The sequence below is a fragment of the Serratia sp. NA_13 genome (assembly GCF_052691735.1).
Genome location: NZ_JBQZFV010000005.1, coordinates 225,530 through 245,866 on the forward strand (window position 1 = coordinate 225,530; position 20,337 = coordinate 245,866).

Below are 20,337 nucleotides of genomic sequence, written 5' to 3' on the forward strand. Positions count from 1 at the left end.
CCCTTAGGTTGCTGACAAAGCAGGAAAAAGCGTGGTTTTTCCTGCTTTGTGGTGAACAGCCGAAAATCAATCAATTGATTTTCCGGATTTTTATTTATCGGCCTCTACTCGCTCTGGGCAGGAATGAGGTTTGTCATCAGTCTGAGGGGCGCAGAAAATGCGCCCCTGATAGTGATTACAACGTCATCGCCAGTCGCGTGCCCTGATCGATAGCGCGGCGAGCATCGAGCTCGGCGGCGACGTCCGCTCCGCCAATCAAATGCACCGTTTTGCCCATCTCCAGTAGCGGTTGTTGCAGCTCGCGGCGCGGTTCCTGCCCGGCGCAGATAATCACCGTGTCTACCGGCAAACAACTTTCCTGCTCGGCTCGTGATATATGCAGGCCTTCATCATCAATGCGTTGATAGCTCACGCTGTTGAGCATTTTTACGCCGCGCATAGCCAAACTGGTGCGGTGGATCCAACCGGTGGTTTTCCCCAGGCCTTCACCCACTTTGCTGGTCTTGCGTTGCAGCAGATAAATCTGCCGGGCCGCGTGCGTCGCCACAGGCCCTTCTGCAGCCAGACCGCCGCGATGGTTAAGCTGGCCATCGATGCCCCATTCACGGTTAAACTCAGCCTGATCCAGGCTGCTCGACACGCCGTGCTGGCTGAGGTACTCGGCGGTGTCAAAGCCGATTCCGCCGGCACCGATAATCGCTACCCGCTGGCCGACCGGTTTTTTGTCGCGTAGCACGTCCAGATAGGTTAAGACTCTGGCGTTATCGATGCCGGGGATCTCCGGGGTACGCGGCACGATGCCGCAGGCGAGGATCACTTCGTCAAACTCCGCCAAATCGGCTGCCTTCACCCAACTGCCCAGCTTCAGCGTTACTTCCAGCAGCGCCAGTTGGCGGCGGAAGTAGCGCAGGGTTTCATGGAACTCCTCTTTGCCGGGGATCTGTTTGGCAATATTGAACTGGCCGCCAATCTGATCGGCGGCGTCGAACAGCGTCACACGGTGGCCACGGCTGGCGGCGGTGGTGGCAAAGGCTAGCCCGGCAGGCCCGGCACCGATCACCGCCAGTTTCTTTGGTTTTTCTGCCGCAACCAGTGGCATTTCGGTTTCGCGGCAGGCGCGTGGGTTAACCAGGCAAGAGGTGAGTTTGCCTTCAAAAATCTGGTCGAGGCAGGCCTGATTACAGCCAATACAGGTATTGATCTCGTCGGCGCGGCCTTCGGCGGCTTTTTGCACAAAGGCGGCGTCGGCCAGGAACGGACGGGCCATCGACACCATGTCGGCGCAGCCGTCTGCCAGCACCTGCTCCGCAACGGCCGGATCGTTAATGCGGTTGGTAGCGATCAGCGGAATGCGCACTTTGCCCATCAATTTGCGAGTAACCCAACTAAAACCGGCGCGTGGCACCATGGTGGCGATGGTCGGAATCCGCGCCTCATGCCAGCCAATACCTGTGTTGATGATGGTCGCCCCCGCTTGCTCAACCGCCAGCGCCAGCTGCTCAATCTCCTGCCAGCTTGAACCGTCTTCCACCAGATCCAGCATCGAAAGGCGGTAAATCAGAATGAAATCGCTGCCGACCGCCTGCCGCACTGCCCGGACGATCTCTACAGCAAAACGCATGCGGTTGCTGAAGCTGCCGCCCCATTGGTCGTCGCGCTGGTTGGTGCGTGACACCAGAAATTGGTTGATCAGATAACCTTCGGAACCCATCACCTCGACGCCATCGTAGCCGGCTTTTTGCGCCAGTGCCGCACACTGGGCGAAGTCGACGATGGTCTGCATGATCTCATCCTCGCTCAGCGCAGTGGGGGCGAAGGGGTTGATCGGTGCCTGCAGCGGGGAGGGGGCGACCGGTTGCGGCTGATAGCTGTAGCGACCGGCATGCAGGATCTGCAGTGCAATTTTACCGCCGGCCTGATGGACAGCCTCGGTGACGATGCGGTGGTGGCTGACCTGCTGTGGCTGGCTTAGGGTGGAGCCGCCACGATATACCACGCCTTTTTCATTGGGGGCGATCCCGCCGGTGACGATCAGCGCCACGCCGGCCGCTGCGCGCTCGGCATAGAAAGCGGCCATTCGCTCGGGGCCATTGGGCAGTTCTTCCAGGCCGGTGTGCATCGATCCCATCAACACCCGGTTTTTCAGGGTAGTGAAGCCGAGATCCAGCGGTGCCAGCAGGTGTGGGTAATTGCTCATTGCAGTCTCCATCATTCATCCCCTGCATCTTTCAAGCTGCAGTGTTGTTGGCTGCATTCGCTCACCCCAGTCACTTACCTGAGTAAGCTCCTGGGGACTTGCGAACTTGCTGCCTCGCTGCTGCGTGAAAGCTATTGGGTATGATCTGTAGTTATTATTATGTTCGACCTCAAGTGGTCGGATGAGATAAATCTAGCCGTTGTCACTGCCGTTGGGAATCTGCATTGCGCTGAATGTGATAGATGTCATGAATCTTTATTGCTGTTTGCATAGTGAACAGCAAATCGGTTAGCATTTGCGCGTTGAAATTCCTTCTCTCTGCGGAGCCATTACCGAAAATGAACACACACGCCTGCTGATATCTTGTCCCACGTTACGCACATCGGTGCTTTGTGGGGATGTTTTGATCTCATTCAGGAGTGCTTATGGCTCATTTTGCGCAGTCCCCTTATCTCGTTTTACATCAACTGACTTGCCAGTTTGCTGACGGCGAAACGCTGTTCGGCCCGCTGGATCTGACTTTCGATCAACAACACTGTGGCCTGGTTGGGCGTAACGGCGTCGGTAAAACTCGTCTGCTACGGCTGATTGCCGGGCTGGATTTGTCGGGTAGCGGCCATGTTGAGTCCCATGCTTCACTGGCTTACGTGGCGCAGCAGCCGGACATCGCACCGCAGACCACGCTGGCGCAGCTACTCGGCTACGGCGAGACCTTTGCCGCGTTGGCCCGCCTTGAGCTGGGACGGCCGCAAGCGGAAGATATCGAGCGTCTGGAAGGGCAGTGGGATCTCAGCGATCGTCTGCAGGCGGCTTTTAGCGCAGCCGGGCTGCCGGTATTTGAGCCGAAGCGGCCAGCGAGCGATCTGAGCGGTGGTGAACGGATGCGTGCCACCTTGTGCGGGGCGATGCTCGGTGGTGCGGACTTCCTGCTACTGGACGAACCGACCAACCACCTTGATACCCGCGCTCGCGACTGGCTGTATCAACAATTGGAAAGCTGGCGTGGCGGTTTGCTGGTTGCCAGCCACGATCGGCAATTGCTGGCGCGCATGCAGCGTATTGTCGAACTGACCCCCGCTGCATTGCAGAGCTACGGCGGTAACTACCAGGATTATCGCCGCCAGCGTGACCTGGAGCAGCAGGCTGCGCGTGCCGGGCTGGAACATGCGCGTCAGGAACGTCGGCGTATCCGCGCCCGGCAGCAGAAGGAGCATGACATCAGCCAGCGGCGTTCCGCGCAGACGCTAAAAGCCGTCGATACGCTGAACATCGCCTCTTTTGAGCGGGTGGCCTATAAGGCGGCGGCCAAAGAGAGTCTGGGTACGCTGCGCAAGCAGCATCAGGAGCAGAAAGGCTCCCTCGATGCCGCAGTACATCAAGCCTGGCAGCGGGTGGAGGAAGATAGTCCGGTGATGCTGACCCTGCCGGGTAGCGCAGTGGCGGCGGGCAAACAGGTACTGGTGCTGGAACAGCTGCAACTGCCCTTTATCACTATGCCTCCGCTGAATTTACGCATCGATGGCCCGATGCGCGTGGCGTTAACCGGCCCAAACGGCTGCGGTAAAACGACCTTGCTGAAGGTGATCCTGGGGCAGTTGGCCGCCAGAACCGGTTGTTGCCATTGCTCGCTACCGACGGCTTATCTCGATCAAAACCTTTCGCAGCTAGATCTGTCTCTTTCGGTGGTTGAGCATCTTGACCTGCAGGATTCGCCGCTCAATGAGGGCAGGATGCGCAGCCAGTTAGCACAGTTGCAGCTAAACGCCGAGCGCGTACTGTTGCCCCTGGCGGTGCTGAGTGGTGGTGAGCGGCTGAAAGCGGCGCTGGCCTGCATGTTGTGGCGTCAGGAGCCGGCGCAGTTGCTGTTGCTGGATGAACCGACCAACCACCTGGATCTGGCATCGTCACTGGCGATCGAGGCCGCACTGGCCAGTTTTCCCGGCGCGATGCTGGTGGTCTCCCATGATGAGGCGTTTTTGCAGGCGCTGAAATTGACTCACCGTTTGCAATGGCAGCAGGAAGGGTGGCAATTGCAGAGCCTTTGATGGAAGAGCGCGCTCAGGGACGGATGCACTCCAACAGCAGGGTAAAGGCGGCGGCCATTTGTTCTTCCGGCACGCAGGCAAACCCCATCAGCAGGCCACGGCGATGGTTAGGCAACATGTAGTAGCGCGACAGTGGTCGCACCAGCACGCCGCGTTGGTTGGCGGCGGCGGCGATCGCCACGTCGTCCGCCTCATCCGGCAGGTTAAGGATCAGGTGCAGCCCGGCGTTGTTGTTGAATTCGCTCAATGCCTGCTTGCCCAGATGCTGTTCGATCAATGCGGTCAGAAATGCCCGTCGGCGGGCATACAGCAGCCGCATGCGACGAATATGCGCGGTGTAATGGCCTTCCTGAATAAACTGCGCCAATGCGGTCTGGATCAGCAGATGACCGCCGCGGTACAGTTCGGCATGGGCGGTTTTCAACGCCGCGACCAGCGGCTTTGGCAACACCACGTAACCCAGCCGCAGCGCCGGGTACAGCGTTTTGCTGAAAGTACCGATATAGATCACCGGCGCGTCGGCTTCCAGCCCTTGTAATGCCGGGATCGGCTGGCCGGAAAAGCGGAATTCACTGTCGTAGTCATCCTCAACGATCCAACTGCCGCCGTTACGTGCCAGTGCCAGCAAGCGTTGTCGCCGTGCCAGACTCATCACCGAACCCAGCGGATATTGGTGCGACGGAGTGACAAATATCAACCGTGGTGCACCGGTGGGTTGCTCCGGCGGTACCATACCGGCCTCATCAACCTCCAGCGGGCAGATATTCACGTCGTTCATTCGCAGGATATTGCGGATCCCCCAATAGCCCGGCTCTTCTATCCACGCGTTGTCGCCCGGATTGCACAGCAGCCGCGTCACCAGATCTATTGCCTGATGGATGCCCTCGGTAATCAGAATTTGCTCCGGCGAACAGCGTACCGAGCGTGCCACGCGCAGATAATCCACCAGTGCATGTTGCAGTTCCGGGCTGCCACCCTGGTTGCTGTAGGTCAGTTTCTGCGGGGCTGGGCGACGGCTAATGCGTGCCTGGATCTTGCTGAATAACTGATGAGGGAAGGCATTTACATCGGGTACGCCGGGGATAAACGCACCCCATTGTTTCGGGCTGGCGCTGGCGTGATGCAACAAAGCAGCGCCGCGTTCAGACAGCTCAATACGTCGTTGTTCCCCGTCACTGCCGGTAGGGGCGCTGGCAGTGGATAAACAACTGTCCGGCACGGTTTCGGCGACGAATGTGCCACTTCCGGCGCGTGCCAAAACATATCCTTCCGCCAGCAATTGTTCGTAAACGGTTAAAACGGTGTTGCGTGAGAGGCTAAGCTCCTGCGCTAAATCGCGTGAGGCGGGCAGGCGGCTGGAGGGCGGCAGGCTACCGTCCAGAATGCTGGTGCGGATCGCATTATAGAGCCGCTTATGCAGCTTATCCTCAGGCTGTTCGCCGAGACGTTGCAATAGCAGGTCACCACTCAGTGAGCGCAATTGGATCCCTCAATTAATCGTAACTGGCTCTCGATTATAGGGCCACATCCTGTGTAAATAAACGTCATTGTTTCACAAATGTGAACGAAACGTACAGATGGCACCGACCGGAGAGAACAACATGAAAAACGCTGAATTGAACCAACGTCGTCAGGATGCTACCCCACGTGGGGTGGGTGTCATGTGCGGTTTTTACGCCGAGCGTGCAGAGAACGCCACGCTGTGGGATGTCGAAGGCAATGAAGTCATCGATTTTGCTTCGGGTATTGCCGTACTGAATACCGGCCACCGTCACCCGAAAGTGATCGCCGCGATTGAAAAGCAACTGAAGGCTTTTACTCATACCGCTTATCAAATTGTTCCTTACGAAAGCTACGTTACGCTGGCGGAGCGCATCAATCAGCGCGCGCCAATTGAAGGCCCATGTAAAACCGCCTTCTTCACCACCGGTGCCGAAGCGGTAGAGAACGCGGTCAAAATTGCTCGTGCTCATACCGGTCGCCCAGGCCTTATCACCTTTGGCGGTGGTTTCCACGGCCGTACTTACATGACCATGGCGCTGACCGGCAAGGTGGCGCCTTACAAACTGGGCTTTGGGCCATTCCCTGGCTCGGTGTTCCACGGTCAGTACCCAAATGAGTTGTATGGCGTGACCACCGAAGACGCGATGAACAGCTTGGAACGCATCTTTAAAGCGGATATCGATCCCAAGCAGGTTGCGGCTATCGTGCTGGAGCCGGTGCAGGGCGAGGGCGGTTTCAACATCGCACCGGCCGAGTTTATGCAAGCGCTGCGCACGCTGTGTGACGAACACGGCATTCTGCTGATTGCCGATGAAGTGCAGACTGGTTTTGCCCGTACCGGCAAGCTGTTTGCTATGGATCATTACAGCGTGAAACCCGATCTGATCACCATGGCGAAAAGCCTGGCGGGCGGTATGCCGCTGTCGGCGGTGGCAGGACGTAGCGAGGTGATGGATGCTCCGGCACCGGGTGGGCTGGGCGGTACCTATGCCGGTAACCCACTGGCGGTGGCGGCAGCGTTGGCGGTATTGGAAGTGATTGAGGAAGAGCAGCTGTGCCAGCGTTCGCAGCGCCTGGGCCAGCATTTGGTGGAAGTGTTGCAGCAGGCGCGCCAGACCAGTAAGGCGATCGTGGATATTCGCGCGCAAGGCTCGATGGTGGCAGTGGAGTTCAACGATCCTACCTCCGGCAAGCCTTCGGCGGAAATTACCCGTCAGGTGCAGCAGAAAGCGCTGGCAGAAGGCCTGTTGTTGCTGAGCTGCGGCGTCAATGGCAACGTGATCCGCTTCCTGTATCCGCTGACCATTCCGGAAGACCAGTTCACCAAGGCGCTGAGCATTCTTTCCCGCGCGCTGGCCCAATAAGGAGTGCGTGGCAATGAAATTGAATAATCCCGAGCTGCTGCGTAGCCAGTGTTTGATTAACGGTGAGTGGTGTGATGCGCTGAGCGGCAAACGTGAAGCGGTGATCAACCCGGCGACCGGCGTCGAATTGGCCAGTATTCCGCTGGTCAGCGGCGAAGAAACCCAACAAGCGATTAACGCGGCGCAGGTGGCGCAGCAAGGCTGGAAGCAACTGACCGCCAAGCAACGGTCCACACTGCTGTTGGCCTGGGCCGACAAGATAATGGCGGCGCAGGAAGATTTGGCGCAGTTGATGACCGCAGAACAGGGCAAGTCATTGGCGGAAGCGCGTGGTGAAGTGGCCTATGCCACGTCGTTTATCACCTGGTTTGCCGAAGAGGCCAAACGGATAGACGGTGCGGTATTGCAGGCACCACTGGCCTCACAGCGCCTGGTGGTGGTCAAGCAACCGATTGGCGTTTGTGCGGCGATCACCCCTTGGAACTTCCCGGCGGCGATGATCACCCGCAAGGTGGCACCGGCGCTGGCGGCTGGCTGTGCGATTATCGTTAAACCGGCCGAACAAACGCCGCTGACCGCGCTGGCGTTGGGCAAGCTGGCGCAGGATGCCGGCATTCCGGCGGGCGTATTGCAGATTGTCGCCGGTGATGCCGCTCAGGTGGGCAAGGTGCTGTGCGACAGCCCGGTGGTGCGCAAGTTGAGCTTTACCGGTTCGACCGAGGTCGGCCGCATTCTAATGGCGCAGTGCGCGCCAACCATCAAAAAACTGTCGCTGGAACTGGGCGGCAATGCGCCGGTGATCGTCTTCGATGACGCCAACCTGGACGCGGCGGTCGCAGGCATTATGGCCTCCAAATTCCGCAACAGCGGCCAGACCTGCGTCTGCGCCAATCGTATCTACGTGCAGGACGGCATTTATGACCGCCTGGTGGACAAACTGGTGGCGGCGGTCGAGCAACTGAAAGTCGGCGATGGCAGCCAGGAGGGCACCACTCAGGGGCCGCTGATCGACCAGGACGCGGTGGAAAAAGTGCAGAGCCATATCGATGATGCGTTGATCAAGGGGGCGCAGGTTGCTATTGGCGGTCAGCCACACGCGCTGGGGGGGACCTTCTTCCAGCCAACGGTAGTGACCGGCGTGACGCAGAAAATGCGTTTCGCCAAAGAAGAAACCTTTGGCCCGGTAGCGCCACTGTTCCGTTTCCATGATGAGGCGGAAGCCATCGCCATGGCCAACGATACCGAATTCGGCCTGGCTGCCTATCTGTTCACGCAGAACGCCTCACGCCAGTGGCGTGTGCCGGAAGCGCTGGAGTACGGCATGGTCGGTATCAATACCGGACTGATTTCCAACGAAGTCGCACCGTTTGGCGGCGTGAAACAGTCAGGGCTCGGACGTGAAGGATCGCGTTACGGGATTGAAGAATATCTGGAGTTGAAATACCTGTGTATCGATGTGAGCTGTTAACCACCGGGAAATTAACCGATCCCGGTGGCCTGGGCTGTCGGGAGACAAAGGATGCTGTATGTCTGCTGAAAATACCTCTATTTCTCCGGCGCTTGCCGCCGGGGTGCGAGCACCTGCACCCACCAAATCACTGAGTTTCCTCGAAGGGGTGGCGATGATTGTCGGCACCAACATTGGTGCCGGCGTGCTGTCTATCGCCTATGCCTCCAGCAAGGCGGGTTTTTTACCCCTGTTGTTCTGGCTGGTACTGGTCGGTAGCCTGACCACCATCACCATGCTGTATGTTGCCGAATCCACCTTGCGCACCCGCGCTCATCTGCAATTAAGCGGGTTGGCGAAACGTTATGTCGGCGGTATCGGTGCCTGGCTGATGTTTGCCTCGGTTTGCGTTAACAGCGTCGGGGCGCTGACCGCCTATATGACCGGCAGCGGCAAACTGCTGCAATCCCTGTTTGGTATCTCACCGGCGATCGGCAGCCTGCTATTCTTCGTGCCTGCGGCGGGGGTGTTGTACCTGGGGCTGAAGGCGATTGGCCGCGGCGAAAAGTTTATCAGTATCGGCATGGTAGTGATGCTGGCCGCATTGGTGGCGGCCACACTGCTCAAAGATACCAGTCAGATGCGTAACCTGCTGGACGGTGACTGGCGCTTTATGGTGCCGGTATTCAACGTGGTGGTGTTCTGCTTCTCGGCGCAATATATCGTGCCGGAAATGGCGCGCGGCTTCTCGGACAAACCGGAGCAGCTGCCCAAGGCGATTATGGTCGGTATGGCGGTGACCTTTGTGTTGCTGGCGGCGGTACCGATGTCGGTCATTGCGCTCAGCGGATTGGATGGCATTTCTGACGTGGCGACCATTTCCTGGGGTCAGGCATTAGGGCAATGGGCGTTCTTCTCCGCCAACATCTTTGCCCTGTGCGCGATGCTGACCTCTTACTGGGGATTGGGCGGCAGCTTCCTGACCAATATTTTCGACCAGTTCAGACTGGGTAATGACGAACAGCCTCTGCGCCGTTTCGGCGTGTTGATGCTGGTGGTGTTGCCCCCCTTCGTACTGGCTTACAGCGGGCTGGTGTCATTCGTTAACGCACTGTATTTCGCCGGGGTATTCAGCGGGGTGATCCTGTCGATTATGCCGATGCTGATCCTGCGCGGGGCGCGAAAGCATGGCGACCAGACGCCACGCTGGCAGTGCAACTGGATCACTCACCCGTTGCTGCAGGTCAGCATCATATTGCTGTACCTGGGCAGTGCGGTGTATGCCATTGCGTCGTTGTTCGGCTATCTGCCCTCTGGATGGTGAATTGCCTTCCCTCAAGAAGTGATGTTGTTTCTCGATAATTGAGAACGGCGGCGTCGTGGCCGCCGGTTTTTTTACCCGCACATTTTCTCCGGCAGCGCCAACCAGGCCTGCACCGAAGGACGTTGCCACTGTTTTTGCGCATAGTGGCGAATGTTTTCCGGCACCGCATCACCGTGTATCACCAGCCGATTGAGCATCAGCGCCAGATCGGTATCGGCAATACACCATTCCCTGAACAAATTATCCTGGCCGTGGCTCAGCAGTTTTTCGACGGCGGCGATCAGCTTGTTGGCGTCAGCCTGTGCGGCGGCGGACAGCGGGGGAAACTTGCCCTGGTCGAAAACGGCCTCGGTCGAACGTTCGGCGCGCAGGCCCTGCAGATCGCTGCGTAGCCACGCCTGGACTTCCCGAGCCTTGGCGCGTTGTTTAACATCGCGCGGATACACTGGGTGGGCCGGGTGGATCTCATCGAGATATTCATCAATGGCCGAGGACTCCGAGAGTTGAAACTCGCCGATCACCAGCGTAGGGACTCTACGTGTCAATGACAGCGCTGCATAGCTTGCCGCTTTGTTTTCCCCTTGTGACAGGTCGACCGGCTTAACCGTGAAGGGAATGCCTTTCTCCGTCAGGGTAATAAACGCCGACATGGCATAGGGGCTGAAAAAGTTGGCATCGGTATAGAGTTCGGCAATCGGCTGAGACATTGGGTTTTCCTCAAGGCAAAGGGATGCGAACTTTGATAATTGACGAGCAGTGGCTAAAAATCAATCTGTTAGCAGAAAGTTATTTCAGCGGTGAGCCGTGCTATGGGCGAGGGTTGCCGACGTTGTGATATATTTGTTGCCATTAAGTTGATTTTGGCAGCGCGAAGTAACATGAAGCAGCAGTGGATAGAGAGTTTGAAACTAGGGTGTGCCCGTTTGTGGCCGCACCCTTTGGCCGTAGGCAAAAAAGAGATATTTCTTTCCAGCGTTGGCGCCGGATTGGGGCTGATGATTTCCGGTTGGATCAGCCATTTTGTTCTGGGTGAGGTGAACCTGTGGTTTATCGCGCCGATGGGGGCATCCGCCGTGTTGTTGTTTGGCGTGCCGAACAGCCCGCTGGCGCAGCCATGGTCTATTGTTGGTGGCAATATGTCGGCCGCAGCGGTAGGGGTCAGCACCAGCCTGCTGATTGCCGATCCCGGCCTGGCCTGTGGAGTGGCGGCGGCGTTGGCGATTGGGTTAATGTTCAAGCTGCGCTGTTTACATCCGCCCGGCGGCGCGGTGGCGTTGACCGCGATCCTCGGTGGGCCAGGCATTCACCAACTGGGTTATAGCTTTGTGCTGTACCCGGTGTTGCTGAACTCGGTGTTATTGGCGGTGTTGGCAATTATTTTCAATAACCTGGCCGGACGACGCTACCCGCACCCCTTGGCCTCGGCCGAGGCCAAACCAGCGAATCTGCCGATCGATGCGGTGTCTATTACCCGCGCCGACTTGCATGAAGCATTGATGCAGGGCGAACTGTTTGATATCGACGAAGACGATCTGCAGGAAATCCTGCTGCGTGCCGAACAGCTGGCGCACCAGCGGCAGAGTGGTGGGGGCTGATTAATCCAGTATTTTCGATAAAAAACTATACGTTCCCAATAAATCGAAAATGTTCTTTGAGGGGGGAATAATGAGTTATCTAAAGTCTTGGGGCAGTAAGTTCGACAAAGGTTTGTCGCATGTTGTGGAAGCGATTTTCAGCGGGGTATTTTCTATTGCTGCTTTCGGGGCTCTGTTCTGGTTCGATGAATGGTGGAAATCGATAACTACTGCGGTCAGGATCTTCTTCGCGGGCTTCTTGGTCAGTTTGGCAATTGGCAGGCTACGTGGAGAAAAATAATAGAAACTGGCGGTGCTCTGCTGCCACTGGCATGAAAGAATAAAAAAGCCCCTTTGTGAATGGTGGCTTAATTGCATGATTTTAAAGCTAAAATTTGGTGGCCCCTACTGGACTTGAACCAGTGACCAAGCGATTATGAGTCGCGTGCTCTAACCAACTGAGCTAAGGGGCCAAGCGGCGAGATTATACGGTAATCCTCCGGCGCAGGTCTACTGTTAACCATCTGTATGTTGCTTTTCTGCGCAGTTCTAGCCTGTTGTAATTGCTGGCGGATTTTGCGATAACCGCTGTAAATCCCTTTAATGGACTCTCGAACCCTATGGAACTCCTGGCACCCAACCTGCGGGTTGTGTTTTGTGGCATCAACCCGGGCCTGTCCTCGGCCCACCAAGGCTACCCCTTTGCTAACGGCAGTAACCGCTTCTGGAAGGTGGTGCATCAGGCGGGTTTTACTGACACTCAATTAGCGCCAGAGCAATGGCAACAGTTACAGGATACCGGTTGTGGTATCACTGCGTTGGTGGCGCGGCCCACGGTGGCGGCCAGTGAGGTGACGCGTGACGAGCTGCTCAGCGGCGGTGAGGCATTAAAGGAAAAAATCCTGCGCTACCAGCCGCGTGCGCTGGCGATTTTGGGCAAGCAGGCGTTCAGCAGTGCCTTCGGGGTACGTAATGCGTCCTGGGGACATCAGGAGATGACGATCGGTAAAACTGAGGTGTGGGTACTGCCGAACCCCAGCGGATTGAACCGTGCCACGCTGGAGCAGCTTACGGAGAGCTATCGCGAGCTGTTCCTGGCATTGAAATAAGCCCGATGGATTTTAGGCAATAAAAACCCCGGCTTGCCGGGGTTTTTTGCGAGCAGCTAAACCTTAGTCGTCCAGGAAGCTACGCAGCACTTCGGAACGGCTTGGGTGACGCAGTTTACGCAGCGCTTTGGCTTCGATCTGACGAATACGCTCACGGGTAACGTCGAACTGTTTGCCCACTTCTTCCAGCGTGTGGTCGGTGTTCATATCGATACCGAAACGCATACGCAGTACTTTCGCTTCACGTGCGGTCAGGCCAGCCAGGACGTCGTGCGTAGCAGAGCGCAGGCTCTCTGAGGTAGCAGAATCCAGCGGCAGCTCGAGGGTGGTATCCTCGATGAAATCGCCCAGATGTGAATCTTCATCATCACCGATCGGCGTCTCCATGGAGATCGGCTCTTTGGCGATCTTCAGCACTTTGCGGATTTTGTCTTCCGGCATCAGCATGCGTTCAGCCAGCTCTTCCGGCGTCGGTTCGCGGCCCATCTCTTGCAGCATCTGGCGCGAAATACGGTTGAGTTTGTTGATGGTCTCAATCATATGCACCGGAATACGGATGGTACGCGCCTGGTCGGCGATAGAGCGGGTGATAGCCTGACGGATCCACCAGGTGGCGTAAGTCGAGAACTTATAACCACGACGGTATTCAAACTTGTCTACCGCTTTCATCAAGCCGATGTTGCCTTCCTGGATCAAATCCAGGAACTGCAGACCGCGGTTGGTGTATTTCTTGGCGATAGAAATAACCAGACGCAAGTTGGCTTCAACCATCTCTTTCTTCGCACGGCGGGCTTTCGCTTCACCGATAGACATGCGACGGTTGATGTCCTTAACCTGCTCGATGGTCAGGCCGGTCTCTTCTTCGATCTGACGCAGTTTCTGCAGGCTGCGCTGCACGTCATCCGCGACGTCTTTCAGCTTTTCTGACCATGGCTTGGCCATTGCCAGCGCTGCTGCGAACCAGGTATCGCTGGTTTCGTTGCTGGAGAACAGAGTAACGAAGTTTTTCTTCGGCATTTTGCACTGTTCAACGCACAGCTTCATGATGATACGTTCTTGAGTACGAACGCGATCCATCATGATGCGCATGCTGTTGACTAGGAAGTCGAACTGTTTTGGCACCAGGCGGAACTGCTTGAACACTTCAGACAGCTTCAGAATTTCTTCTGCTGCGCTGGCGTGGCTGCGGCCGTTCTTTTTGATGACGACACGAGTCGCTTCATACTGATCGCGCAGATCGGCGAATTTCTGACGAGCCAGCTCTGGATCGATGCTGTTGTCATCTTCTTCTTCGTCTTCGTCGTCTTCTTCTTCGTCATCTTTCTGCTCTTCGGTCGACAGCTCAGAACCGACGTGCGTTGCGGTAGGTGCGATGTCTTCTTCCGCATTAGGATCGACGAAGCCGGTGATCAGATCGGACAGGCGAGCTTCGCCAGCTTCGACGCGATCGTACTGCTCCAGTAAATAGGTAATGGCTTCCGGGTACTCGGCAACTGAGCACTGAACCTGGTTGATGCCGTCTTCAATGCGTTTGGCGATGTCGATTTCGCCTTCGCGCGTCAGCAGTTCAACGGTCCCCATTTCACGCATGTACATGCGTACCGGGTCGGTGGTACGGCCAATTTCAGACTCAACGCTGGACAACACTTGAGCAGCCGCTTCAGCCGCATCATCATCGGTGTCGGTGGTGTTCTCGGCCAGCATCAGGTCATCGGCGTCCGGTGCTTCTTCCAGCACCTGGATGCCCATGTCGTTAATCATCTGGATGATGTCTTCGATCTGGTCGGAGTCGACGATATCTTCCGGCAGATGGTCATTGACCTCAGCATAGGTCAGATAGCCTTGCTCCTTACCACGGGTGACAAGTAGCTTTAGCTGTGACTGCGGGTTTTGCTCCATAAGACGGTATCCACACTTCAGAGTATTGGGGTTGGTGTCGGTCGGCGAAACCGCCAACAATAGCATTTGGGGCGTTTTTGTTGTTGCCGCGGCCCACTGTGGCGGCATATTGCAGGGCTCTGCCCTCGCATTTATCGGCACTTAAGCCGTTTAGGTATTCAGTTTTTCTTCGCTAGCACTTGGTTAAGAGAACGGACTTCTTCGCGTTCTTCCGGGCTGAGGCCATGTGTTCTGGCCTGCGCGATCAATGTCTCCAACCGTTGCTCCAGTACCGAGTCATATAGGCTGGCCAAGGTGTCCAAAAAGGTCTGTTCGACCCTTTCCTCAACGATCATATGGTTCCATGTCGCCAAGGTTTCAAGTTGCTGGCTCAATTTGTTGTCGCGATACTGCTCCAACAACTGGCCGGTAGTCAGGCCTGGCTGAGCTAAACAGGTCTGCACCAACTCGACAAACAGCGGTAAACCGGCCTGTTTGGTCTGCTCCAATCCCTCGAGTGAAGGGATAAGTGTAGCCAACTGCGGATTTTGTACCAGTAACCCTATTAGTATACGCATGGTTGTGCGTTTTAGCTGGGGCGCCTGATAGGTATTCGCATTTTCAGCCTGTTTGGGCATCAGCTTGTCTAGCTGGCTGTCATCGAGCAGGCCAAGCTTGCTGCCGAGCTGTTGACGCAGGTACAAGCGCAACGTTTCGCCCGGTACCTGAGTAATCAGCGGCAGTGCCAGCGTGCTCAGTTTGGCGCGGCCGTCCGGACTGCTCAGATCAACCTGTGGCATCAAGGTTTCGAACAGGAAAGTGGAAAGCGGCTGCGCCAGCTCCATCCGTTGTTCGAAGGCCTCTTTGCCTTCTTTGCGTACCAATGTGTCCGGATCTTCGCCATCAGGCAAAAACATAAACCGCAGCTGACGCCCGTCATTTAGATAGGGCAGCGCGGTTTCCAGTGCGCGCCAGGCCGCTTCACGACCGGCCCGGTCACCGTCATAGCAACAGACCACGTTGTCGGTGGCGCGGAACAGCAGCTGAATATGTTCCGCCGTCGTTGAGGTTCCGAGCGAGGCGACGGCATAATCAATGCCGTATTGCGCCAACGCCACCACGTCCATATAACCTTCCACTACCAGCAAACGCTGCGGGGTAGGGTGGTTCTGCTGCGCTTCATACAGGCCGTACAGTTGACGACCCTTGTGGAATACTTCGGTTTCCGGCGAGTTCAGGTATTTCGGCATGCCGTCACCCAATACGCGCCCGCCAAAGGCGATCACTCGCCCACGTTTGTCGCGAATAGGGAACATTACGCGTTCACGGAAACGATCGTACGAGCGTCCTTGATCGTTAGTCACCAGCATGCCGGCATCGTTCAATGCACTGCGGCTGTCGGCGTCGCGACCAAAACGCTTTAAGGCATTATCCCAACCGGCAGGTGCAAAGCCGATGGCAAAATGGCGGATAACATCGTCACTCAACCCGCGCTGTTGCAGATAATTACGCGCCGGCGCACCGGAAGGTTGATGCAGTGACTGTTGATAGAACGAACTGAGCTGTTCCATCAGTTGATACAAGCTTTGGCGCTGGTGACGTTCGATCTGGGTCGGTCCGGAACCTGCCTCGTAAGGCACTTCCAGTCCGTGCATGGTTGCCAGCTCTTCGATGGTTTCGACAAACTCAAGTCGGTCGTAATTCATCAGAAAGTCGACGGCGTTACCGTGCGCACCACAACCAAAGCAGTGGTAAAACTGCTTTTCGCCATTAACCGTAAATGAAGGCGTTTTTTCGTGGTGGAACGGACAGCACGCGTGATAGTTCTTGCCTTGCTTCTTGAGCTTTACCCGGGCATCGATCAGATCGACGATGTCGGTGCGAGCCAGCAAGTCATTGATAAATACACGCGGAATTCGTCCAGCCATAAGCCCTTACTTTACTAGCCTATAAACGAGAACAAGCCGCGCATTCCTTTCGGAAAGCACGGCCTTCGTATGCAACTACTCGGTCTGCGCGACTTTTAAAATCAGAAATTCACGCGGCGGGGTTGCCCCCGAAGAATTAATACAGACGAGTGCGGCGTGCGTTTTCGCGAGCCAGTTTCTTCGCGTGACGTTTCACAGCAGAAGCTTTAGCGCGCTTACGTTCGGTAGTCGGTTTTTCATAGAACTCACGACGACGAACTTCAGCCAGAACGCCTGCTTTCTCGCAAGAGCGTTTGAAACGACGCAGAGCAACGTCAAATGGCTCGTTTTCACGTACTTTAATTACAGGCATGTGCCTCTCACCTCAATAAAATTCGGTTTGCTGCTGGCCAAGCGCCAGCAATTTCAAAATGGTGCGGAATTTTACTTCAACGGATGCTGCTTTGTAAAGCACCACAGCAAATTGAAACCTGCGGCCACCCTGGTAAAACATGCGCAATTTTGCATCGGGCGCTGATTATAGACTAATCAGAAAAAAATGCTCGTTTTTAATCAAATCGGCATTTGTGGCTGTAATCATCAACATAGCCCAATAATGGTGAGAAGCGTGCGCCACGCTGGCGGTAAACAGACTCGATTGTGCTAAACTGGCGGCCGCACGTGAATGATGGGAAATGTAATGCGAGTACTGGGCATAGAAACCTCCTGCGATGAAACCGGAATTGCAGTGTATGACGATCAGGCCGGTTTATTAGCCAACCAATTGTACAGTCAGGTGAAACTGCATGCCGACTACGGCGGCGTGGTGCCGGAGCTGGCCTCCCGCGATCACGTGCGCAAAACCGTGCCCTTGATTCAGGCGGCATTGAAGGAAGCGAACCTGACCGCGGCAGATATCGACGGCGTTGCCTACACCGCCGGGCCAGGCCTGGTGGGTGCACTGCTGGTTGGCGCGACCATTGGTCGTGCGCTGGCGTTTGCCTGGGGCGTACCGGCAGTACCGGTACATCACATGGAAGGCCACCTGCTGGCACCAATGCTGGAAGACAATCCACCGGCGTTCCCGTTTGTCGCGCTGCTGGTTTCCGGCGGCCATACCCAGTTGATAAGCGTGACCGGCATTGGTCAATACGAACTGCTGGGCGAATCGGTCGACGATGCGGCGGGTGAAGCCTTCGACAAAACGGCCAAGCTGTTGGGGCTGGACTATCCCGGCGGACCAATGCTGTCGAAAATGGCGCAGCAGGGTACCGCAGGCCGTTTCACCTTCCCACGGCCAATGACCGATCGGCCGGGGCTGGATTTCAGCTTCTCCGGCTTGAAGACCTTTGCCGCCAACACCATCCGTTCCAACGGTAATGACGATCAAACTCGTGCGGACATTGCCCGGGCGTTTGAAGATGCGGTGGTAGATACGTTGGCGATCAAATGCAAACGTGCGCTGGAACAAACCGGTTTCAAACGACTGGTTATGGCCGGCGGCGTCAGTGCCAACCGCACGCTACGCACTAAAATGGCGGAAATGCTGCACAAACGCGGCGGTGAGGTGTTTTATGCCCGCCCGGAATTTTGCACGGATAACGGTGCCATGATTGCTTATGCGGGTCTGGTGCGGTTGCAGAGCGGTGCCAATCCGGAACTGAGCGTTTCGGTGCGACCGCGTTGGCCACTGGCTGAATTGCCTGCAGTATAAATAGTCGAAAGGCCGGAGATCTCCGGCCTTTTTAATTACTCTTCTTTCTTCTCTTCCTGTTCTGCCGCGTCGGTTTTCTTCTTGCGGAAGACACCCCAGATTTTCCCTTCCTGGCCACGCCACAGGCGTTGAATATTGTCGTGGTGCCGCATCAGAATCAAACACGACAGCATCGCTACCGGGAAGGTGAATTGCGGTTTGAACCACCAGACATAGAACGGAGCAATCAGCGCGCTGATAATCGCACCCAGCGAAGAATAACCGCTGAGTAGCACGGTCAGCAGCCAGGTACCGGTCATCAGGCCGGTAAGATCCCAGCCGATCGGCGCTATGGCACCAAACGCGGTTGCCACGCCCTTGCCGCCACGGAAGTGGAAGAACACCGGGTAAATATGTCCCAGACAGGCGGCGATCGCCGTCAGGCCCAGATACAGCGGCGGGACATCAAGTTTGTATGCCAGCCAGACCGGCAACATCCCTTTGAGAATATCGAATACCAGCACCGCCGCCGCAGCTACGCGCCCGCCGATACGCAGGACGTTGGTCGCTCCTGGATTCCCTGAGCCATTTTCACGCGGATCGGGCAGCCTGGCGATCCGGCAAACCAGGATCGCACTGGAAACTGAGCCACACAGATACGCGAAGATAATCATGCCAAGCGCGGTAGCACTCATAACGCGGTTCCGTTTAATAAGGGTCGTTTTACTCGCAACATATATGGATAATACTCATATTCCGCTGGAAGTGGTATCCGGCAAGGCCAAAAACAGAGAATGACGTGATGGATATCGTATTTATAGAAGAGCTTACCGTAATTACTACCATTGGCGTTTATGACTGGGAACAAAACATTCGCCAGAAGCTGGTGTTCGATATCGAAATGGGCTGGGACAACCGCCAGGCGGCCGCCAGTGACGATGTGAATGACTGCCTTAGCTACGCCGATATCAGTGAAGCCATCATCCAGCACGTGGAGCCCAATTGCTTTGCGTTGGTGGAACGGGTTGCTGAGGAAATATCTGAAATATTACTCCAGCGCTTCAATTCCCCATGGGTCCGTATTAAGGTCAGCAAACCGGGCGCTGTTGCACATGCCAGCCGGGTTGGGGTGATCATTGAACGTGGCTCCCGGCCTGTGTGAGGTTCTGTCATATCTGTGCAACTTAAGACCGTTAACCTGGTCTGAACCTGAGAATTGTTTTAGCGGCAATGTATTGAACACTGCCGCTTTTTTATGTTTATAGCCGTAAATTTATGGGGTGATCGAAGCACATGGCGGACATGCATTCACTGTTTATTGCGTTTGTTCTTGGGGTGGTCGAAGGGTTAACTGAATTTTTACCGGTGTCTTCAACCGGGCACATGATTATTGTCGGCGAGTGGCTGGGCTTCACTGGCGAAAAGGCCAAAACTTTTGAGGTGATCATCCAGCTGGGGTCGATTCTGGCGGTGGTGGTGATGTTCTGGCGCCGTCTGTTCGGGCTGATCGGCATTCATTTCGGCGGTAAGCCGGTTGAGCATGAAGGCAAAACGTCGGGTCATTTGAAACTGGGCCATATTCTGCTGGCGATGATCCCCGCAGTAGTGCTTGGGCTGTTGTTCCATGATTTCATCAAATCGTTGTTCGCACCGAAAAACGTGATGTATGCGTTGGTGGTCGGCGGTTTCCTGTTGCTGGCGGCGGAATGGCTGAAGCCGAAAAAACCGAGTGCAGAAGGGCTCGATGACATCACCTACCGCCAGGCGTTTATGATTGGTTGCTTCCAGTGTCTGGCGCTGTGGCCGGGCTTCTCCCGCTCAGGTTCCACCATTGCCGGCGGTATGCTGGTGGGCGTGAATCGTTACGCGGCGGCAGAGTTCTCTTTCATTCTGGCGGTACCGATGATGATTGGTGCCAGTGCGCTGGATTTGTACAAGAGTCTGCACTTCCTGACGATGGGTGATTTACCGATGTTTGCGGTCGGTTTTGTCACTGCCTTCGTCGTAGCGCTTATCGCGATAAAAACCTTCCTGACGGTGATCAAGCGCATCTCGTTTGTGCCGTTCGCCATCTATCGTTTTATCGTTGCCGCCGTGGTTTACATGGTCTTCATGTAAGCGACATGCCAATAAAAAACCCCGCGCTGCGGGGTTCAGACTGATGACAAACCTCATACCTGCCCAGAGCGAGTAGAGGCCGATAAATAAAAATCAGGAAAATCAATTTATTGATTTTCGGCTGCTCACCACAAAGCAGGAAAAACCACGCTTTTTCCTGCTTTGTCAGCAACCTAAA

At 56.1% G+C, this 20,337-nt stretch carries 17 protein-coding genes, 1 tRNA gene and 1 pseudogene; 10 read left to right on the forward strand and 9 right to left on the reverse strand.

Annotated elements, in window-relative coordinates:
• Positions 1-175: 175 nt before the first annotated feature.
• Positions 176-2,197 carry an oxidoreductase gene (locus ACUTSU_RS10840; protein WP_445654142.1) on the reverse strand — a complete coding sequence of 674 codons (2,022 nt, stop codon included), beginning with the start codon at positions 2,195-2,197 and terminating at the stop codon, positions 176-178.
• A gap of 425 nt (positions 2,198-2,622) precedes the next feature.
• Between ACUTSU_RS10840 and ACUTSU_RS10845 the strand changes: the two genes are divergently transcribed.
• Complete coding sequence (locus ACUTSU_RS10845) at positions 2,623-4,242, forward strand: ABC-F family ATP-binding cassette domain-containing protein (protein WP_445652042.1); 1,620 nt, start codon at positions 2,623-2,625, stop codon at positions 4,240-4,242.
• A gap of 13 nt (positions 4,243-4,255) precedes the next feature.
• Here ACUTSU_RS10845 and pdxR read toward each other — a convergent pair whose 3' ends face one another.
• Positions 4,256-5,722 carry a MocR-like pyridoxine biosynthesis transcription factor PdxR gene (gene pdxR, locus ACUTSU_RS10850; protein ID WP_445654143.1) on the reverse strand — a complete coding sequence of 489 codons (1,467 nt, stop codon included), beginning with the start codon at positions 5,720-5,722 and terminating at the stop codon, positions 4,256-4,258.
• 121 nt (positions 5,723-5,843) lie between these two features.
• Here pdxR and ACUTSU_RS10855 point away from each other — a divergent pair, with 121 nt between their 5' ends.
• Genes ACUTSU_RS10855 through ACUTSU_RS10865 form a run of 3 tightly spaced genes read left to right on the forward strand, consistent with a single transcriptional unit; the run spans position 5,844 to position 9,880 of the window.
• Positions 5,844-7,109 carry a 4-aminobutyrate--2-oxoglutarate transaminase gene (locus ACUTSU_RS10855; protein WP_445652040.1) on the forward strand — a complete coding sequence of 422 codons (1,266 nt, stop codon included), beginning with the start codon at positions 5,844-5,846 and terminating at the stop codon, positions 7,107-7,109.
• A 13-nt stretch (positions 7,110-7,122) separates the two neighbouring features.
• Positions 7,123-8,577, forward strand: coding sequence for an NAD-dependent succinate-semialdehyde dehydrogenase (locus tag ACUTSU_RS10860; protein ID WP_445652039.1), 1,455 nt, complete (start codon positions 7,123-7,125; stop codon positions 8,575-8,577).
• Positions 8,578-8,635: 58 nt separating this feature from the next.
• On the forward strand, positions 8,636-9,880 hold the full coding sequence (locus ACUTSU_RS10865) for an aromatic amino acid transport family protein (RefSeq protein ID WP_445652038.1): 1,245 nt from the start codon (positions 8,636-8,638) through the stop codon (positions 9,878-9,880).
• A gap of 71 nt (positions 9,881-9,951) precedes the next feature.
• Here the strand turns inward: ACUTSU_RS10865 and yfcF are convergent, their stop codons facing one another.
• Complete coding sequence (gene yfcF / locus ACUTSU_RS10870) at positions 9,952-10,587, reverse strand: glutathione transferase (RefSeq protein ID WP_445652037.1); 636 nt, start codon at positions 10,585-10,587, stop codon at positions 9,952-9,954.
• 171 nt (positions 10,588-10,758) lie between these two features.
• Here yfcF and ACUTSU_RS10875 point away from each other — a divergent pair, with 171 nt between their 5' ends.
• Both ACUTSU_RS10875 and ACUTSU_RS10880 read left to right on the forward strand, forming a co-directional pair.
• Entirely contained in the window at positions 10,759-11,475 is a 717-nt protein-coding gene (locus tag ACUTSU_RS10875) for an HPP family protein (RefSeq protein ID WP_445654144.1), read from the forward strand.
• Between the two features lie 70 nt (positions 11,476-11,545).
• Complete coding sequence (locus tag ACUTSU_RS10880; RefSeq protein WP_445654145.1) at positions 11,546-11,755, forward strand: hypothetical protein; 210 nt, start codon at positions 11,546-11,548, stop codon at positions 11,753-11,755.
• Between the two features lie 95 nt (positions 11,756-11,850).
• Here ACUTSU_RS10880 and ACUTSU_RS10885 read toward each other — a convergent pair.
• Positions 11,851-11,927 (reverse strand) — tRNA-Ile (locus tag ACUTSU_RS10885).
• A 147-nt stretch (positions 11,928-12,074) separates the two neighbouring features.
• Between ACUTSU_RS10885 and mug the strand changes: the two genes are divergently transcribed.
• A complete protein-coding gene (gene mug, locus ACUTSU_RS10890; RefSeq protein ID WP_445654146.1) occupies positions 12,075-12,563 on the forward strand; it encodes a G/U mismatch-specific DNA glycosylase in 489 nt (162 codons plus the stop codon).
• Positions 12,564-12,626: 63 nt separating this feature from the next.
• Here the strand turns inward: mug and rpoD are convergent, their stop codons facing one another.
• From rpoD to rpsU, 3 genes are all read right to left on the reverse strand, one after another.
• The gene (gene rpoD / locus ACUTSU_RS10895) at positions 12,627-14,462 is read right to left on the reverse strand and encodes an RNA polymerase sigma factor RpoD (RefSeq protein ID WP_017894063.1); all 1,836 of its coding nucleotides are present in this window, start codon (positions 14,460-14,462) and stop codon (positions 12,627-12,629) included.
• A 158-nt stretch (positions 14,463-14,620) separates the two neighbouring features.
• Positions 14,621-16,369, reverse strand: a complete 1,749-nt coding sequence (gene dnaG / locus ACUTSU_RS10900; protein ID WP_012146996.1) for a DNA primase — start codon at positions 16,367-16,369, stop codon at positions 14,621-14,623.
• A 136-nt stretch (positions 16,370-16,505) separates the two neighbouring features.
• Positions 16,506-16,721 carry a 30S ribosomal protein S21 gene (gene rpsU, locus ACUTSU_RS10905; RefSeq protein ID WP_001144069.1) on the reverse strand — a complete coding sequence of 72 codons (216 nt, stop codon included), beginning with the start codon at positions 16,719-16,721 and terminating at the stop codon, positions 16,506-16,508.
• Positions 16,722-17,048: 327 nt separating this feature from the next.
• On the opposite strand from rpsU, the gene tsaD reads away from it, so the two are divergent.
• Entirely contained in the window at positions 17,049-18,062 is a 1,014-nt protein-coding gene (gene tsaD / locus ACUTSU_RS10910; protein WP_135318122.1) for a tRNA (adenosine(37)-N6)-threonylcarbamoyltransferase complex transferase subunit TsaD, read from the forward strand.
• Between the two features lie 35 nt (positions 18,063-18,097).
• Here tsaD and plsY read toward each other — a convergent pair whose 3' ends face one another.
• Positions 18,098-18,736, reverse strand: coding sequence for a glycerol-3-phosphate 1-O-acyltransferase PlsY (gene plsY, locus ACUTSU_RS10915; protein WP_153858922.1), 639 nt, complete (start codon positions 18,734-18,736; stop codon positions 18,098-18,100).
• Between the two features lie 107 nt (positions 18,737-18,843).
• Here plsY and folB point away from each other — a divergent pair, with 107 nt between their 5' ends.
• The gene (gene folB / locus ACUTSU_RS10920; RefSeq protein ID WP_445652478.1) at positions 18,844-19,203 is read left to right on the forward strand and encodes a bifunctional dihydroneopterin aldolase/7,8-dihydroneopterin epimerase; all 360 of its coding nucleotides are present in this window, start codon (positions 18,844-18,846) and stop codon (positions 19,201-19,203) included.
• Positions 19,204-19,334: 131 nt separating this feature from the next.
• On the forward strand, positions 19,335-20,159 hold the full coding sequence (gene bacA, locus ACUTSU_RS10925; RefSeq protein WP_445652479.1) for an undecaprenyl-diphosphate phosphatase: 825 nt from the start codon (positions 19,335-19,337) through the stop codon (positions 20,157-20,159).
• Here bacA and ACUTSU_RS10930 read toward each other — a convergent pair.
• Positions 20,152-20,337, reverse strand: a pseudogene (locus ACUTSU_RS10930) (hypothetical protein); the annotation flags it as partial. The gene bacA and the pseudogene ACUTSU_RS10930 sit on opposite strands and share 8 nt — an antisense overlap.

Excerpts from the sequence above, each read along its gene's own strand:
- ACUTSU_RS10840 (WP_445654142.1), bottom strand. The coding sequence starts at position 2,197 with ATGAGCAATTACCCACACCTGCTGGCACCGCTGGATCTCGGCTTCACT.
- ACUTSU_RS10845 (WP_445652042.1), top strand. The coding sequence starts at position 2,623 with ATGGCTCATTTTGCGCAGTCCCCTTATCTCGTTTTACATCAACTGACT.
- ACUTSU_RS10855 (WP_445652040.1), top strand. The coding sequence starts at position 5,844 with ATGAAAAACGCTGAATTGAACCAACGTCGTCAGGATGCTACCCCACGT.
- ACUTSU_RS10860 (WP_445652039.1), top strand. The coding sequence starts at position 7,123 with ATGAAATTGAATAATCCCGAGCTGCTGCGTAGCCAGTGTTTGATTAAC.
- ACUTSU_RS10865 (WP_445652038.1), top strand. The coding sequence starts at position 8,636 with ATGTCTGCTGAAAATACCTCTATTTCTCCGGCGCTTGCCGCCGGGGTG.
- yfcF (WP_445652037.1), bottom strand. The coding sequence starts at position 10,587 with ATGTCTCAGCCGATTGCCGAACTCTATACCGATGCCAACTTTTTCAGC.
- ACUTSU_RS10875 (WP_445654144.1), top strand. The coding sequence starts at position 10,759 with ATGAAGCAGCAGTGGATAGAGAGTTTGAAACTAGGGTGTGCCCGTTTG.
- ACUTSU_RS10880 (WP_445654145.1), top strand. The coding sequence starts at position 11,546 with ATGAGTTATCTAAAGTCTTGGGGCAGTAAGTTCGACAAAGGTTTGTCG.
- mug (WP_445654146.1), top strand. The coding sequence starts at position 12,075 with ATGGAACTCCTGGCACCCAACCTGCGGGTTGTGTTTTGTGGCATCAAC.
- rpoD (WP_017894063.1), bottom strand. The coding sequence starts at position 14,462 with ATGGAGCAAAACCCGCAGTCACAGCTAAAGCTACTTGTCACCCGTGGT.
- dnaG (WP_012146996.1), bottom strand. The coding sequence starts at position 16,369 with ATGGCTGGACGAATTCCGCGTGTATTTATCAATGACTTGCTGGCTCGC.
- rpsU (WP_001144069.1), bottom strand. The coding sequence starts at position 16,721 with ATGCCTGTAATTAAAGTACGTGAAAACGAGCCATTTGACGTTGCTCTG.
- tsaD (WP_135318122.1), top strand. The coding sequence starts at position 17,049 with ATGCGAGTACTGGGCATAGAAACCTCCTGCGATGAAACCGGAATTGCA.
- plsY (WP_153858922.1), bottom strand. The coding sequence starts at position 18,736 with ATGAGTGCTACCGCGCTTGGCATGATTATCTTCGCGTATCTGTGTGGC.
- folB (WP_445652478.1), top strand. The coding sequence starts at position 18,844 with ATGGATATCGTATTTATAGAAGAGCTTACCGTAATTACTACCATTGGC.
- bacA (WP_445652479.1), top strand. The coding sequence starts at position 19,335 with ATGGCGGACATGCATTCACTGTTTATTGCGTTTGTTCTTGGGGTGGTC.